The sequence below is a fragment of the Goodfellowiella coeruleoviolacea genome (assembly GCF_024171785.1).
GTDB classification, from domain to species: domain Bacteria; phylum Actinomycetota; class Actinomycetes; order Mycobacteriales; family Pseudonocardiaceae; genus Goodfellowiella; species Goodfellowiella coeruleoviolacea.
The window spans coordinates 561,291-574,234 of sequence record NZ_JAMTCK010000002.1 but is presented as its reverse complement, the minus strand read 5'-3'; the positions used below and the strand labels follow the sequence as shown (position 1 = coordinate 574,234).

Here is a 12,944-nt window from a genome sequence, read left to right as displayed (position 1 = left end):
CCCCGACCGATCTGCGTTCTCGAAAGGCATGGCATGACGACATCAGGCGTGTCCCGCACCAGACTGCACGAGCTGCTCGACTCCAAGGTCTTCGCCACGGTGGCGACGATCCAGCCGGACGGGCGACCGCAGCAGTCCGTGGTCTGGGTGTTGCGGGACGGCGACGACGTGCTGTTCACCATCGGCCTCGGCAGCCGCAAGGAGCGCAACCTCCGCCGTGATCCCCGGGTGAGCGTGCTGGTCAGTCCGGCGGACGCGCCCTACACCTACGCGGCGATCTACGGCACGGCAACGCTGGACACCACGGCGGGACAGGACCTGATCGACCGACTGGCGATCAAGTACACCGGCCTCACCTACGCCGAACACAGCGAGCGCACCCCCGAGGCGGCCACCGACCTCACCAGGATCGCCGCCGTCCGCGTCACCCCGACCAGGATCGCCGGCCGGCTCTGACCCACCTACCCGGTCAGCCCGGGGAACAGACCCTCCACACGCGACAGTGTCGCGCGCACGTTGTCCTCGGCGGTGGCCGCACGGGCCTCGGAAACGCTGAGCCAACGCAGCGGCGCATCGGGTTTCTCCGGCCGCACCGCGTCCGGCTCGGCGGTGGCCAGCACGAACCGCAGGTCGGCGTGCTCGTGCGCGGGCTCGTCCCCCTTGGCTGGCACCGGAACGACCACCACGTGCACCAGCTCCGGCCCCGGCCAGGGCGTCAGGTCGGTGAGGCCGGTCTCCTCGTGGCCCTCGCGAAGGGCGACGGCCAGGGGGTCGGTCTCCCCCGGGTCGCCGTGGCCGCCGACGTGCAGCCACGACCGCTGCCGCTCGTGCCAGCGCAGCAGCACCCGCTCGCTGTCCGGGTGGACGATCATCGCCGACGCCGTGACGTGCAACGGGATCGTCCGCCGCCACGGGTCCCCGACCCGCTCCACCAGTGCGCGCACCCGTGCCACGTCGGCGGTCTCGACCGGATCACGGGGAACGTAGTGGGACAGCAGCTCGACGAGCCGGGGTTGGGCGGTGGCCATACCCGTCACGCTAACAGCCCGCCGACCTTCACTCCGAGAACGCGGTGTCCCTCGCCACCTTCTCCCAGGCGATGACCTCGGCGCGAACGCTGTCGAGGTGCCCGAGCACGGCGTCGACCGCATCGGAGCCCAGCGGCAGGCGCAGGGGCGTCTCGTCGGCGTCGAGCGCGGCGAGGATCGCGGCGGCGGCCTTCGCCGGGTCACCGGGCTGGGTGCCGTCGCCGCTCTCGATCATCGCCCGGGTGGGGCCCACGGTCGCGGCGTAGTCCTCGATGGCCGCACTCGCGCTGGTGCTGGCGAACAGGCCGGTGCGGAACGCCCCCGGCTCCACGACCAACACCTTGATCCCGAGTGGACGGACCTCGTCGGCCAGTGCCTCGGACAGCCCCTCCAGCGCGAACTTGGTGGCGCTGTAGGCGGAGAACCCGGCGAACGACATCTGTCCGCCCATGCTGCTCAACTGCACGATCGCACCGGACCGGCGGGCCCGCATGTGCGGCAGCACGGTGCGGATCAGCGTGGCGGGACCGAAGACGTGGACGTCGAACAGCGAGCGCAGTTCGGCGTCGGTGGTTTCCTCGGCGGCGCCCACGTGGCTGCGCCCGGCGTTGTTGACCAGCACGTCGATCCGGCCGTGCCGGTTGACCACCTCCAGCACCGCGGCCTCGATGGCGGCGGTGTCGGTGACGTCCAGCGGCAGTGCCTCGACCTGGCCCTGGTGGGCCGCGACCAGGTCGTCCAGTGCGGTGACGCGGCGGGCGGTCGCGACAACGACGTCGCCCGCGGCAACGGCCGCCTCCGTGATCGCTCGCCCGAAGCCGCTGTTCGCCCCGGTCACCAGCCAGACCCTGCTCATCGTTCTCCCTCGCTCGTGTTGCGATCAGAGCCTAGGCAGTTCCTGCCGCAGCAGGCCAAGATCAGCGGTGATAACCGATGGTTATCACCGTGCCCGGTGCGTCCTGTTCGGTCGCTGATCCGGTCCGAGGGCGCCCGGTCACGCGCCGGCAGCGGGCACCGGGTCGGGCCGCTCGGCCCCGCCGGCCACCGCGCTGGCGTGCCGTCGGCGGTAGGTGGCCGAACTGGCCTTCTCCCCGCAGGCGGCCATCACGCACCAGCGGCGCGAGCCGGGGCGCGACCGGTCGACGAAGTACAGCGAGCAGTCATGCCCGAGGCAGACCCGGATGTGGTGCCCGTGCGGGCCGCCGAACAGGCTGATCGCGTCGCGGGCGATGATCGACAGGACCGCCTCGAACGACAGCGCCCCGGGCGGGACCAGGCTTTCCCCGTCCCGGCCCAACAGCACCGGTGGCGGGTCGACCTGCGCGGTGTCGTTGACCAGGTTGATCAACCGGCGAGGCAGGGCGCGGCCGGCCACCCGGCAGCGGGCCAGTTCGTGGATTGACTCGCGGAACTCCCGTGCCCGTGCCACGTGCTGGTCGGTCAGTGGCGTCGAGGTGGGCGGGAGCCCGGCGGCGCGGAGCCACACCGCTAGCTCGGCCGGTCCGCCGAGCAGTTCCCGGTCCCCCATGCCGCGCTTGGCCAGGGTGCCCACGAAGTCCAGGCACAGCGCGCCGGACCGGAACGGAAAGCCGGCGCGGCGGAGGTCCTTGGTGGTGACCAACGGGTCCTCAGCACCCGCACCACCACGCCGCCGGATCGTCGAGGACACCGTTCCCCCCGCTGCCTGCTCTGTCGCGCCCAACCTTGCCTCTACTACCGGAATCCCGCGGCGAAGTCCAGCCATCCCAGCCGGCGTCCCACGCTGCGTGAGGCCTTTGACAACTCACACCGGCCGGGTGACGCTCGACCGCGGATCGTCGGTCCAGCGGGGACGACGCCACGGTCGGCGCCCGGTCGCTGCGACGCACAACGGCCTCGGAGAGGGCTTCCATGACCATCGAAAGCACGCTGTCCTGGCACGAACCCACCGGCCTCACCGCGCGGGGCACCCTTGTCGTACTGCCGGGCCGGGGCGAACAGCCTGGCCTGTACGAGCGGTTCGGCAGACGGCTGGCCGCCGACGCCTACCAGGTGCACGTGGTCGGGGACGCGTCGCCGGACCCCGAGGCCACCGGTGAGCGGGTCCGGTCCCTGCTCGCGGTGCCGGATCTGCCTCGGCCCTCGGTGCTGGTGGGTTCGGACACCGGTGCGCTGCTCGCGCTGCGCCTGGTGGCGCTGGGCGGTGTGGCGGTCGAGGCCCTGGTGCTCGCCGGGCTGCCGGTGCCCGGGGCCGGCGCCAGCGTGGCCGCCGAGTCCGAGGCGGAGACGCGCGCGTCCTGCCCGACGCACCAGAACCTGTTGCGCACCAAGGGACTCTTCCACTCCGGCAGGCTGACCGACCAGCACATCCCCGCGCTGTTGCGGGATCGCGTGGACCCGGCCGCGGTGACCGTGCCGGTGCTGGGGCTGCACGGGGACAACGACGTGGTCAGCCCGCTCCAGCAGGTGGAGTCCGACTACGCGGCGTTGCCCCACGCCCACCTGGTGGCCGTGTCCGACGGCCGCCACGACGTGCTCAACGCCGCCAACCACCGCAGCGTGGCCGCGCGGATCGTGCTGTTCCTCGAACAGCTCCGCGCGGGGAGCGGCCCGTCCCCCATCCTCGTCGAGCGGGCGGCCTGACCGGGGACACGACCACCGGTCACCGTCGCCCCGGAGACCGGTCCAGCTCGCCGACCACCAGGCCGAGGCCGGGCCGACCTCGGTGAGGCGAAGCGGCGTGCGCGGGCTCCTCGTCCCACCACTGTCCACACCGGACCGGGAGCGGGCGCCGCCCGTCGGCTCCGCCAGCGCCGTGCACGAAACCGGGCAGCAACAGCTACCAGCCCACCGCCCGGCTTCCACGCCAGGCGGATCAGGTCAAGGCCACTGACAACACTGCCCAGAAAGTGGGAGGCGAGGCCACTTGGTGGGAATTCGCGCCACGCCTGGCTAGCGTGGCGCTGCCGGCTCATCGGCTCCGGTGCGACACCACGTCACTCACCGCAGGAGGCTTCTCGTGTTCGGCCACGGCCCGTCCCATCCCGCCCGCACCACCGCGCTCGCACTCGCGCTGCCGCTCCTGCTCGCCGCCTGTTCCTCGGCTGGCGGAACGGGTACGACCGAGGCCGGGCCACCGCGGTCGGGCGGCACCCTGCGCCTGGGCATCTCCTCCAATCCGGACTGCCTGGACCCGCAACAGGTCGGCACCAACGCGGCCCTCAACGTGGGCAGGCAGCTCACCGACTCGCTGACCGACCAGGACCCCACCACCGGGCAGATCACGCCCTGGCTGGCCGAGCGGTGGGAGGTCAACGCCGACTCGACGAGCTTCACCTTCCACCTCAGGACGGACGCGACGTTCTCCGACGGCAGCCCGGTGGACGCGAACGCCGTCAAGACCAGCTTCGACGGGATCAAGGCGCTCGGCGCCAAGTCGCTGTTGGGCTCCAGCTACCTCGCCGCCTACCAGGGGTCGACCGTGCTCGACGCGAGCACGGTGCGGATCGACTTCAGCGCCCCGAGCGCGCAGTTCCTGCAGGCGAGTTCGACCATGTCGCTGAGCGTGCTGGCGCCGGCCGCGTACCAGCGGACCGCGGAACAGCGGTGCCAGGGTGAGGGCCTGATCGGCTCGGGACCGTTCGTGTTCAGCAGCTTCAAGCCCAACCAGGAGATCGTGCTCACCAAGCGCACGGGCTACCACTGGGGTTCGCCGCTGTGGCAGCACCAGGGCGAGGCCTACCTGGACCGCATCGACTTCAAGGTGGTGCCCGAACCGGCGGTCCGCACCGGCAGCCTGGTCTCCGGCCAGCTCGACGCCATCACCGACGTGCAGCCGGTGGACGAGCCGCAGTTCACCACGGCGGGCTTCACCGAACCGGTGCGGCCCAACCCGGGCATCGTGTTCAACCTGCACGCCAACACCACCCGGGGCGTGCTGGCCGACGAGGCCGTGCGCCAGGCCGTGTCCAAGGGCATCAACCGGGCCGAGGTCACCAGCACCGTGCTGACGCCGAACTACAAGCCGGCCACCAGCATCCTGGGTTCGGCGACCCCGCTGCACACCGACCTGTCCGCGCAACTGGCCTACGACCCGGCCGGTGCCACCGCGTTGCTGGAGGCCGACGGCTGGGTGGCCGGGCCGGACGGCATCCGGGTCAAGGCGGGGCAGCGGCTCACCGCCTCGGTGATCTTCTCCTCGGTGTTCAACCAGAACCAGAGCGTGCTGGAGCTGATCCAGCAGCAGCTCCGCAGGATCGGCTTCGACCTGCGGATCGAACTGCACACCAACACCGAGAACACCCAGCGGCAGCAGTCCGGTGACTACGACTTCCTCTGGTACAACGTGACCAGGTCCGACCCGGACATCCTGCGCCAGCACTTCTCCACCAAGGCCGGCAACCGCAGCCGGCTCACGCCGGGCAACCCGCTGGACGAGGTGCTCGACCAGCAGGCCGCCACCGTGGCCGAGGACGTCCGAGGGCTAGCGGTGGACCAGGCACAGCGGCTCATCGTCGAACACGCCTACGCCATCCCGGTGTTCGAACTGACCCAGGTGCACGCGCTCGGCCCGAACGCGCACGACATCGGCTTCGAGGCCTCGTCGCGGCTGCGCCTGTTCGACGCGTGGGTGTCCGGCTCGTGACCGCCGTGATCCGCCGACTGGCCCAGGCGATCGTCGTGCTCTGGGCGGCGTTCACGCTGTCCTTCGTGATCCTCTACCTGCTGCCCGGTGACGCCGTGCTGACCAAGCTGGGCTCCGCCGACGGCGGGATCAACGCGTCACCGGAACAGATCGCCCAGGTCCGCGCTGAGTACGGAGTGGACGATCCCGTGCTGGTGCAGTACGGCAAACGGCTGTGGGCGGCGCTGCACGGGGACTTCGGCCGGTCCATCGCGACCGGCGACGACGCCACCCACCAGGTGCTCTCCGCGCTGCCGCCGACGCTGGCGGTGTCCGGGTTCGCCCTGGTGCTCGCGGTGGTCTTCGGCGGGGGGATCGCCGTGCTGGGCACCTACACCCGGGCGCGGTGGCTGAGCCACCTGCTGCTGTCCCTGCCGCCACTGGGCATCTCGCTGCCCTCGTTCTGGGTCGGGCTGCTGCTGATCCAGGTGTTCTCCTTCCAGTTGGGGTTGCTGCCCGCACTGGGGTCCACCGGCTTCGCCTCGCTCGTGCTGCCCTCGGTCACGCTGGCGCTGCCCACCGGCGCGATCATCGGACAGGTCCTCGCCAAGAGCCTGCGCACCCAGCTCGCGCAACCCTACGTGGAGATCGTCAGGGCGAAGGGGGCCAGCCGCCGAAGAGTCCACTTCGGACACGCGCTGCGCAATGCCGCGCTACCCGCGCTGACCCTGGTCGGGGTGGTCGCCGGCAACCTGCTCGCCGGATCGGTGATCACCGAGACGGTGTTCTCCCGCGACGGCGTGGGTCGGGTGACCGCCGCGGCCGTGAGCGTCCAGGACATCCCGGTGGTGCAGGCGGTGATCGTGCTCGCCGCGTTCTTCTTCGTGACCCTCAACCTCGTTGTCGACCTGCTCTACCCGGTGCTCGATCCCCGCCTCGCCCGCGTGCCGGGCGAGCTGACGCGCAGGGAGAGGTCCCATGCCTGACTCGGTCACCCGGCGCCGCACCTGGTCGCTGCCGCGCCAGCCGGGGCTGGTGCTGTCCGCGGTGCTGCTGGCGGCGGTCCTGCTGGCCGCGGTGGCACCTGGGGTGTTCACCGGCCAGGACCCGATCACCGGCGTGCCGGCCGAGCGGCTGCGCGCCCCCTCGCCCGCGCACCTGTTCGGCACCGACGAGACCGGGCGGGACGTGTTCGCCCGAGTCGTGCACGGGGCGTCGCTGTCGTTGCGCGCCACCGTGCTCGCCGTGCTGGTCGCGCTGGTCGCGGGTGCCGCGATCGGCCTGCTCGCCGGCTTTCGCGGCGGCTGGCTCGACGCGGTGGTCATGCGGGTGGTCGACGTGCTCCAGGCCGTGCCGGCGATCCTGCTGTCGCTGGCGGTGGTCACCGCGCTGGGCTTCGGCACCACCAACGTGGCGATCGCGGTGGGGGTGTCCAACCTCGCCGCGTTCGCCCGGCTGATGCGCGCCGAGGTGCTGCGGGTGCGCTCCAGCGTGTTCGTGGAGTCCGCCCGCGCCAGCGGGGTGCGCTGGCCGGGTGTGCTGGCCAGGCACGTCCTGCCGAACGCGGCCGGACCGGTCCTGGTGCTGGCGACGCTGACGTTCGGCACGGCCGTGCTGGAGGTGTCCGCGTTGAGCTTCCTCGGTTTCGGCGCGACCCCGCCCACGCCCGAGTGGGGCGCGCTGGTGGCGGGTGGACGCAACTTCCTGGCCACCGCGTGGTGGATGACCACCCTTCCCGGGCTGACCGTCGCCGCCGTGGTGTTGGCGACCAACCGGCTGTCCCGGGCGCTCGACGGGGAACGGAGTGAGCTGCGATGAGCGCCGACCTGCTGGAGATCCGCGACCTCAGCGTGTGCTACCGCACTCGAACCGACACGGTCCACGCGGTGCGCGGCGTGGACCTGACCGTCGCCGCCGGTGAGATCGTCGCCGTGGTCGGCGAGTCCGGATCGGGCAAGAGCACCACCGCGCACGCCGTGCTCGGGCTGCTGCCCAGGGGTGGGCGGATCGATGCCGGCCAGATCCGCTTCGCCGGGCAGGATCTCACCGGACTGTCCGAAAAGGACTGGCAGGCGGTCAGAGGCACCGAGATCGGACTGGTCCCCCAGGACCCGACGGTCTCGCTGAACCCGGTGCGCCGGATCGGCGACCAGGTCGCGGAGGTGCTGCTCATCCACGGGCTGGCCGACCGGCGCGAGGCCCCGGCCCGTGCCGTGGAGCTGTTGCGCCGGGCCGGTGTCGCGGAGCCGGAGACACGGGCCAGGCAGTACCCGCACGAGTTGTCCGGTGGCTTGCGGCAGCGCGCGCTGATCGCCATCGCGCTCGCCGGCGAGCCCAGGCTGCTCATCGCCGACGAGCCGACCAGCGCGCTGGACGTCACGGTGCAGCGGGAGATCCTGGACCACCTGGAGGGGCTGGCGGCCGAGTCGCACACGGCGGTCCTGCTGATCACCCACGACCTCGGGGTGGCCGCCGACCGCGCGGCGCGGATCGTGGTGATGTCCGACGGCGCGGTCGTCGAGACCGGGCCGACCCGGGAAGTGCTCGCCGCACCGGAACACCCCTACACCCGGCGGCTGCTGGCCGCCGCACCGAGCCTGGCGCGCACCCCGCTGCGGCCCCGCCGGCCCCCCGGCCCGGACGTGCTGGTGGCCGTCACCGGGCTGGCCAAGACCTTCCCGCTGCCACGCACCAGATCCGGGCCGAGGGCGGTGCGCGCGGTGGACGACGTCTCGTTCACCCTCACCCGGGGCCGCACCCTGGCGCTGGTCGGCGAGTCCGGGTCGGGCAAGAGCACCATCGCGCGCATGATGGTCGGCCTGGAAACCCCGACATCGGGCCGGATCACCTTCGCCGGAACGGACATCACCCGCACCGGGGGCGAGGAACTGCGCCGACTGCGGCGGCGCTTCCAGCTGGTGTACCAGAATCCGTACGCCTCGCTGAACCCGCGGTTCAGCATCGAGGAGGTCGTTGCCGAGCCGCTGCGGGCGTTCCGCGTCGGCACCAGGGCCGAGCGCCGCGCCCGCGTGGTGGAGCTGATCGACCAGGTGGCCCTGCCCGCGTCGGTGCTGCGCCGCAAACCCGCCGAGCTGTCCGGCGGGCAGCGGCAGCGCGCGGCGATCGCCAGGGCGCTGGCCCTGCACCCGGATCTGGTGGTCTGCGACGAGCCGGTGTCCGCACTGGACGTGTCCGTGCAGGCGCAGATCCTGGAACTGCTGGTGCGCCTGCAGGACGAACTCGGGTTGACCTACCTGTTCATCACCCACGACCTCGCGGTGGTGCGGGAGATCGCCGACCAGGTGGCGGTGCTGCGCGCGGGCCGACTGGTGGAGTTCGGGCCGGCCGACACCGTGCTGGCCGATCCGCGCGCGGAGTACACCCGGCGCCTGCTCGACGCGATCCCGGGGAACACCCGGGTGGACATCGGCGACACCCAACGCTGATCCGCTACCTCGGCGCACGGCCACCCGCCGCACGCGCACCGCTCGGCACTCCCGTGCCTCGGTTCCGGTGTCTCCCACCGAACTCCCACCCGGTGGCGCGGCGCCGCCACCTGGTGCCGCGATTATTCCCGCCACGACAGAAAAACCCGCGAAGTTCCCAGCACGTGGCCAGCCCTGCCCGGTCGCCGTCGAGCGGCGCACAATTCGGCCACGGCCTGAGGGAAGGAAAGCCGGTATGACACAGAGAACTGGACCTCATCTCGCCGTGGCCCTGGACGGGGCCGGCTGGCACCCGGCCGCCTGGCGCGAGCCGGACGCCCGCCCCGCGGAGTTGTTCACCGCGCGGTACTGGACCGACCTGGTGCGGGAAGCCGAGGCCGGCACACTGGACTTCGTCACCATCGAGGACACCCTGGCGCTGCAGACCGACACGATCCCCGGTCCGTCCACAGTGGAACCTGGTGGCCCGGCCGGTCCGACCGACCGCGTGCAGGGCCGGCTGGACGCCGTGCTGGTCGCGTCGCGGGTCGCGCCAGTCACCTCGCACATCGGCCTGGTGCCCACGGCCGTGGTCACCCACACCGAGCCCTTCCACCTGTCCAAGGCGATCGCCACACTCGACTACGTCAGCACCGGCCGGGCCGGCGTCCGCGTGCGGATCTCCACGCAGCACGCCGAGTTCCGCCACTTCGGCCGGCGTGAACTCGGCGAGTTCCGGCTGGCCGACTCGGCCGAGCCCGACACCCCCAGCGTGCTGGCGGACCTGTTCGACGAGGCCGCCGACTACGTGGAGGTGCTGCGCCGGCTGTGGGACAGCTGGGAGGACGACGCCGAGATCCGCGACGTCGCCACCGGCCGGTTCATCGACCGGGACAAGCTGCACTACATCGACTTCACCGGCCGGTGGTTCTCGGTCAAGGGCCCGTCCATCACGCCGAGGCCGCCACAGGGCCAGCCGCCGGTCACCGCACTGGCCCACGCCGCCATCCCCTACCGGCTGGCCGCCAGGGCGGCCGACGTGGTGTACGTGACGCCGCACCACCGCGACCAGGTGGGCGCGATCCTGGCCGAGGTCCGGGCCGAGCAGGCCACCGCCGGCCGGGCCGACCAGCCGCTGCACGTGTTCGGCGAGCTGGTGGTGTTCCTGGACACCAGCGCCCAGGCCGCCACCGCCGGCAGGGCGCGGCTGGACGACCGGGCCGGCGCCGAGTACACCTCCGACGCCGCCGTGTTCACCGGGACCCCGGGTGAACTGGCCGACCTGCTGCTGGACTGGCACGCCGCCGGCCTGTCCGGGTTCCGGCTGCGCCCGGGACGGCTCCCGCACGACCTGGCCGCGATCACCCGGGGGCTGGTGCCCGAACTGCGTGCCCGTGGCGCGTTCCGCACCGGCTACGAGGCGAACACGCTGCGCGGGCTGCTCGGCCTGACCAGGCCCGCCAACCGCTACGCCGCCTGAGGAGGACCGAATGACCAAGCCGCTCAAGCAGATCCACCTCGCGGCGCACTTCCCCGGCGTGAACAACACGACGGTGTGGAGCGACCCGAGGGCCGGCAGCCACATCGAGTTCAGCTCGTTCGTCCACCTCGCCCAGACCGCGGAACGCGCCAAGTTCGACTTCTTCTTCCTCGCCGAGGGGTTGCGCCTGCGCGAGCAGGGTGGGCAGATCTACGACCTGGACGTGGTCGGCCGGCCCGACACGTTCACCGTGCTCGCCGCGCTGGCCGCGGTCACCGACCGGCTGGGCCTGGCGGGGACGATCAACTCGACGTTCAACGAGCCGTTCGAGGTGGCCCGCCAGTTCGCCTCGCTCGACCACCTCTCCGCCGGCCGCGCCGCGTGGAACGTCGTCACCTCCTGGGACGCGTTCACCGGTGAGAACTTCCGCCGAGGCGGCTTCCTCCCGCAGGAGCAGCGCTACGAGCGGGCCCAGACCTTCCTGCGCACGGCGTGGGAGCTGTTCGACTCGTGGCGCGGCGACGAGATCGTCGCGGACAAGGACACCGGGGTGTTCCTGCGCGACCCGCACGCGGGCGCGTTCGCCCACCACGACGCGCACTTCGACATCGCGGGCCGGTTCCCGGTGCCGCGCAGCCCGCAGGGCCGGCCGGTGATCCTGCAGGCTGGCGACTCGGACGAGGGCCGTGAGTTCGCCGCGTCCAGTGCCGACGCGATCTTCTCCAGGCACGGCACGCTCGCCGCCGGACAGGCCTTCTACACCGACGTCAAGGGCCGGCTCGCCCGCTACGGCCGCTCCCCCGAACAACTGCTCGTGCTCCCGGCCGCGACGTTCGTGCTCGGCGACACCGACGCCGAGGCCCAGGAGCGCGCCGACGTCGTGCGCCGCCAGCAGGTCAGCGGCCAGACCGCGATCAAGTTCCTGGAACAGCTGTGGAACGCCGACCTCAGCGCCTACGACCCGGACGGGCCGCTGCCCAGCTTCGATCCCCGGCCCGGGGAGAACACCATCGCCCGGGGGCGGGCAAGCGTGCGGATGTACCGCGACCCGGTGGCCACCGCCCGGGAGTGGCGGGCGCTGGCCGAGGCCAAGAACCTGTCGATCCGCGAGCTGATCATCGAGGTCACCGGGCGGCAGAACTTCATCGGCTCACCCGCGACGGTGGCCGCCACCATCAACGAGTTCGTGCAGAGCGACGCCAGCGACGGGTTCGTGCTGGTCCCCCACGTCACCCCGGGCGGCCTGGACGAGTTCGCCGACCGGGTGGTGCCGCTGCTGCAGGAACGCGGCGTGTTCCGCACCGAGTACACCGGGAGCACACTGCGCGAACACCTCGGCATCGACCGGGTGACGGCGTGAAGTTCCTGCTGATCACCCTCATCACGCACACCGAGGACCCGGTCACCGGGGTGCGGCTGTCCACCGCGGACCGGTTCCGCGAGGTCGTGGCCACCGCCGAACTCGCCGAGGAACTGGGCTTCGACGGCTACGGGGTCGGCGAGCGGCACGAGCGGCCGTTCATCTCCTCGGCCCCGCCGGTGGTGTTGAGCCACATCGCCGCGCGCACCTCGCGCATCCGGTTGTTCACCGCGGTGACCACGCTGAGCCTGCTGGACCCGGTGCGGGCCTTCGAGGACTACGCGACCCTGGACAACCTGTCGGGCGGACGGCTCGAACTGATCATCGGCAAGGGCAACGGAAGCGCACAGCGCGACCTGTTCGAGGTGACGACCGAGACCCAGTGGGCCCGCAACGCCGAAGGCTACGAGCTGTTCCGCCGGCTCTGGCGGGAGGACCGGGTCACCTGGTCGGGACGGTTCCGCCCGGCGCTGGTGGACGCCGAGGTCTGGCCGAGGCCGCTGCAGCAGCCGATCCGGGTCTGGCACGGCAGCGCCACCAGCCGCGAGTCCGTGGAGTTGGCGGCGAAGTGGGGCGACCCGCTGTTCTCCGCCAACGTCAGCAACCCCATCGAGCCGTACGCGGAGCTGATCCGCCACTACCGGGAGCGGTGGGCCTTCCACGGCCACGATCCGGCGCGCGCCCTGGTCGGCGCCGGCACCGCCGGTTGCTACGTGGCGCGGACCAGCCAGCAGGCGCTGCGGGTCTACCAGCCGATCTTCGCCAGCAAACTCGCCCTGCAGTCCCGGCTCGGTCTGCGCCCCGTCTTCACCACCCTGGAGGACTTCGTCGAGCGCAGTTCCGCCCTGATCGGCAGTCCGGCGCAGATCATCGACAAGGTGCTGCGCTACCACGCGGAGTTCGGCCACCAGGTGATCCACCTGCAGGCCGACCGCGACGGCCTCACCGAGCGCCAGCACCGGGACATGCTCACCCTGTTCCAGTCCGAGATCGCTCCGGTGCTGCGCCGCGAGATCCCGGCACCACCCTGGCCGGCCGAATCCTGAAA

At 72.0% G+C, this 12,944-nt stretch carries 12 protein-coding genes; 9 read left to right on the top strand and 3 right to left on the bottom strand.

Features of this window, described 5'->3' with window-relative positions:
• The first annotated feature begins 33 nt into the window (after positions 1–33).
• On the top strand, positions 34–456 hold the full coding sequence (locus LX83_RS05885; RefSeq protein ID WP_253767840.1) for a PPOX class F420-dependent oxidoreductase: 423 nt from the start codon (positions 34–36) through the stop codon (positions 454–456).
• Between the two features lie 5 nt (positions 457–461).
• On the opposite strand, the gene LX83_RS05880 is transcribed toward LX83_RS05885, so the two are convergent.
• The 3 genes from LX83_RS05880 to LX83_RS05870 form a co-directional block, all read right to left on the bottom strand.
• Positions 462–1,028 (bottom strand): NUDIX hydrolase, encoded by a 567-nt coding sequence (locus tag LX83_RS05880; protein WP_253767838.1) that lies wholly within the window; start codon positions 1,026–1,028, stop codon positions 462–464.
• Between the two features lie 28 nt (positions 1,029–1,056).
• On the bottom strand, positions 1,057–1,884 hold the full coding sequence (locus LX83_RS05875) for an oxidoreductase (RefSeq protein ID WP_253767836.1): 828 nt from the start codon (positions 1,882–1,884) through the stop codon (positions 1,057–1,059).
• Between the two features lie 138 nt (positions 1,885–2,022).
• The gene (locus LX83_RS05870) at positions 2,023–2,697 is read right to left on the bottom strand and encodes a CGNR zinc finger domain-containing protein (protein ID WP_253767834.1); all 675 of its coding nucleotides are present in this window, start codon (positions 2,695–2,697) and stop codon (positions 2,023–2,025) included.
• A gap of 221 nt (positions 2,698–2,918) precedes the next feature.
• Here LX83_RS05870 and LX83_RS05865 point away from each other — a divergent pair, with 221 nt between their 5' ends.
• The 8 genes from LX83_RS05865 to LX83_RS05830 all read left to right on the top strand — a co-directional run bounded on the left by LX83_RS05865 (position 2,919) and on the right by LX83_RS05830 (position 12,942).
• Entirely contained in the window at positions 2,919–3,650 is a 732-nt protein-coding gene (locus tag LX83_RS05865; RefSeq protein ID WP_253767832.1) for an alpha/beta hydrolase, read from the top strand.
• Between the two features lie 376 nt (positions 3,651–4,026).
• The gene (locus LX83_RS05860; RefSeq protein ID WP_253767830.1) at positions 4,027–5,652 is read left to right on the top strand and encodes an ABC transporter substrate-binding protein; all 1,626 of its coding nucleotides are present in this window, start codon (positions 4,027–4,029) and stop codon (positions 5,650–5,652) included.
• The gene (locus LX83_RS05855) at positions 5,649–6,617 is read left to right on the top strand and encodes an ABC transporter permease (RefSeq protein ID WP_253767828.1); all 969 of its coding nucleotides are present in this window, start codon (positions 5,649–5,651) and stop codon (positions 6,615–6,617) included. The genes LX83_RS05860 and LX83_RS05855 overlap by 4 nt, the downstream gene beginning before the upstream one ends.
• Complete coding sequence (locus LX83_RS05850) at positions 6,610–7,449, top strand: ABC transporter permease (protein ID WP_253767826.1); 840 nt, start codon at positions 6,610–6,612, stop codon at positions 7,447–7,449. Before LX83_RS05855 ends, LX83_RS05850 begins: the two co-directional genes overlap by 8 nt.
• Entirely contained in the window at positions 7,446–9,077 is a 1,632-nt protein-coding gene (locus LX83_RS05845; RefSeq protein WP_253767824.1) for a dipeptide ABC transporter ATP-binding protein, read from the top strand. Before LX83_RS05850 ends, LX83_RS05845 begins: the two co-directional genes overlap by 4 nt.
• 235 nt (positions 9,078–9,312) lie before the next feature.
• Positions 9,313–10,536 (top strand): LLM class flavin-dependent oxidoreductase, encoded by a 1,224-nt coding sequence (locus tag LX83_RS05840; RefSeq protein WP_253767822.1) that lies wholly within the window; start codon positions 9,313–9,315, stop codon positions 10,534–10,536.
• 10 nt (positions 10,537–10,546) lie between these two features.
• Positions 10,547–11,896, top strand: coding sequence for an NtaA/DmoA family FMN-dependent monooxygenase (locus tag LX83_RS05835; RefSeq protein WP_253767808.1), 1,350 nt, complete (start codon positions 10,547–10,549; stop codon positions 11,894–11,896).
• On the top strand, positions 11,893–12,942 hold the full coding sequence (locus tag LX83_RS05830; protein ID WP_253767806.1) for an LLM class flavin-dependent oxidoreductase: 1,050 nt from the start codon (positions 11,893–11,895) through the stop codon (positions 12,940–12,942). The genes LX83_RS05835 and LX83_RS05830 overlap by 4 nt, the downstream gene beginning before the upstream one ends.
• Positions 12,943–12,944 lie beyond the last annotated feature (2 nt).

What these genes read in the sequence shown, in the direction of transcription:
- LX83_RS05885 (WP_253767840.1), top strand. Translation starts at nt 34, where the DNA reads ATGACGACATCAGGCGTGTCCCGCACCAGACTGCACGAGCTGCTCGAC.
- LX83_RS05880 (WP_253767838.1), bottom strand. Translation starts at nt 1,028, where the DNA reads ATGGCCACCGCCCAACCCCGGCTCGTCGAGCTGCTGTCCCACTACGTT.
- LX83_RS05875 (WP_253767836.1), bottom strand. Translation starts at nt 1,884, where the DNA reads ATGAGCAGGGTCTGGCTGGTGACCGGGGCGAACAGCGGCTTCGGGCGA.
- LX83_RS05865 (WP_253767832.1), top strand. Translation starts at nt 2,919, where the DNA reads ATGACCATCGAAAGCACGCTGTCCTGGCACGAACCCACCGGCCTCACC.
- LX83_RS05850 (WP_253767826.1), top strand. Translation starts at nt 6,610, where the DNA reads ATGCCTGACTCGGTCACCCGGCGCCGCACCTGGTCGCTGCCGCGCCAG.
- LX83_RS05845 (WP_253767824.1), top strand. Translation starts at nt 7,446, where the DNA reads ATGAGCGCCGACCTGCTGGAGATCCGCGACCTCAGCGTGTGCTACCGC.
- LX83_RS05840 (WP_253767822.1), top strand. Translation starts at nt 9,313, where the DNA reads ATGACACAGAGAACTGGACCTCATCTCGCCGTGGCCCTGGACGGGGCC.
- LX83_RS05835 (WP_253767808.1), top strand. Translation starts at nt 10,547, where the DNA reads ATGACCAAGCCGCTCAAGCAGATCCACCTCGCGGCGCACTTCCCCGGC.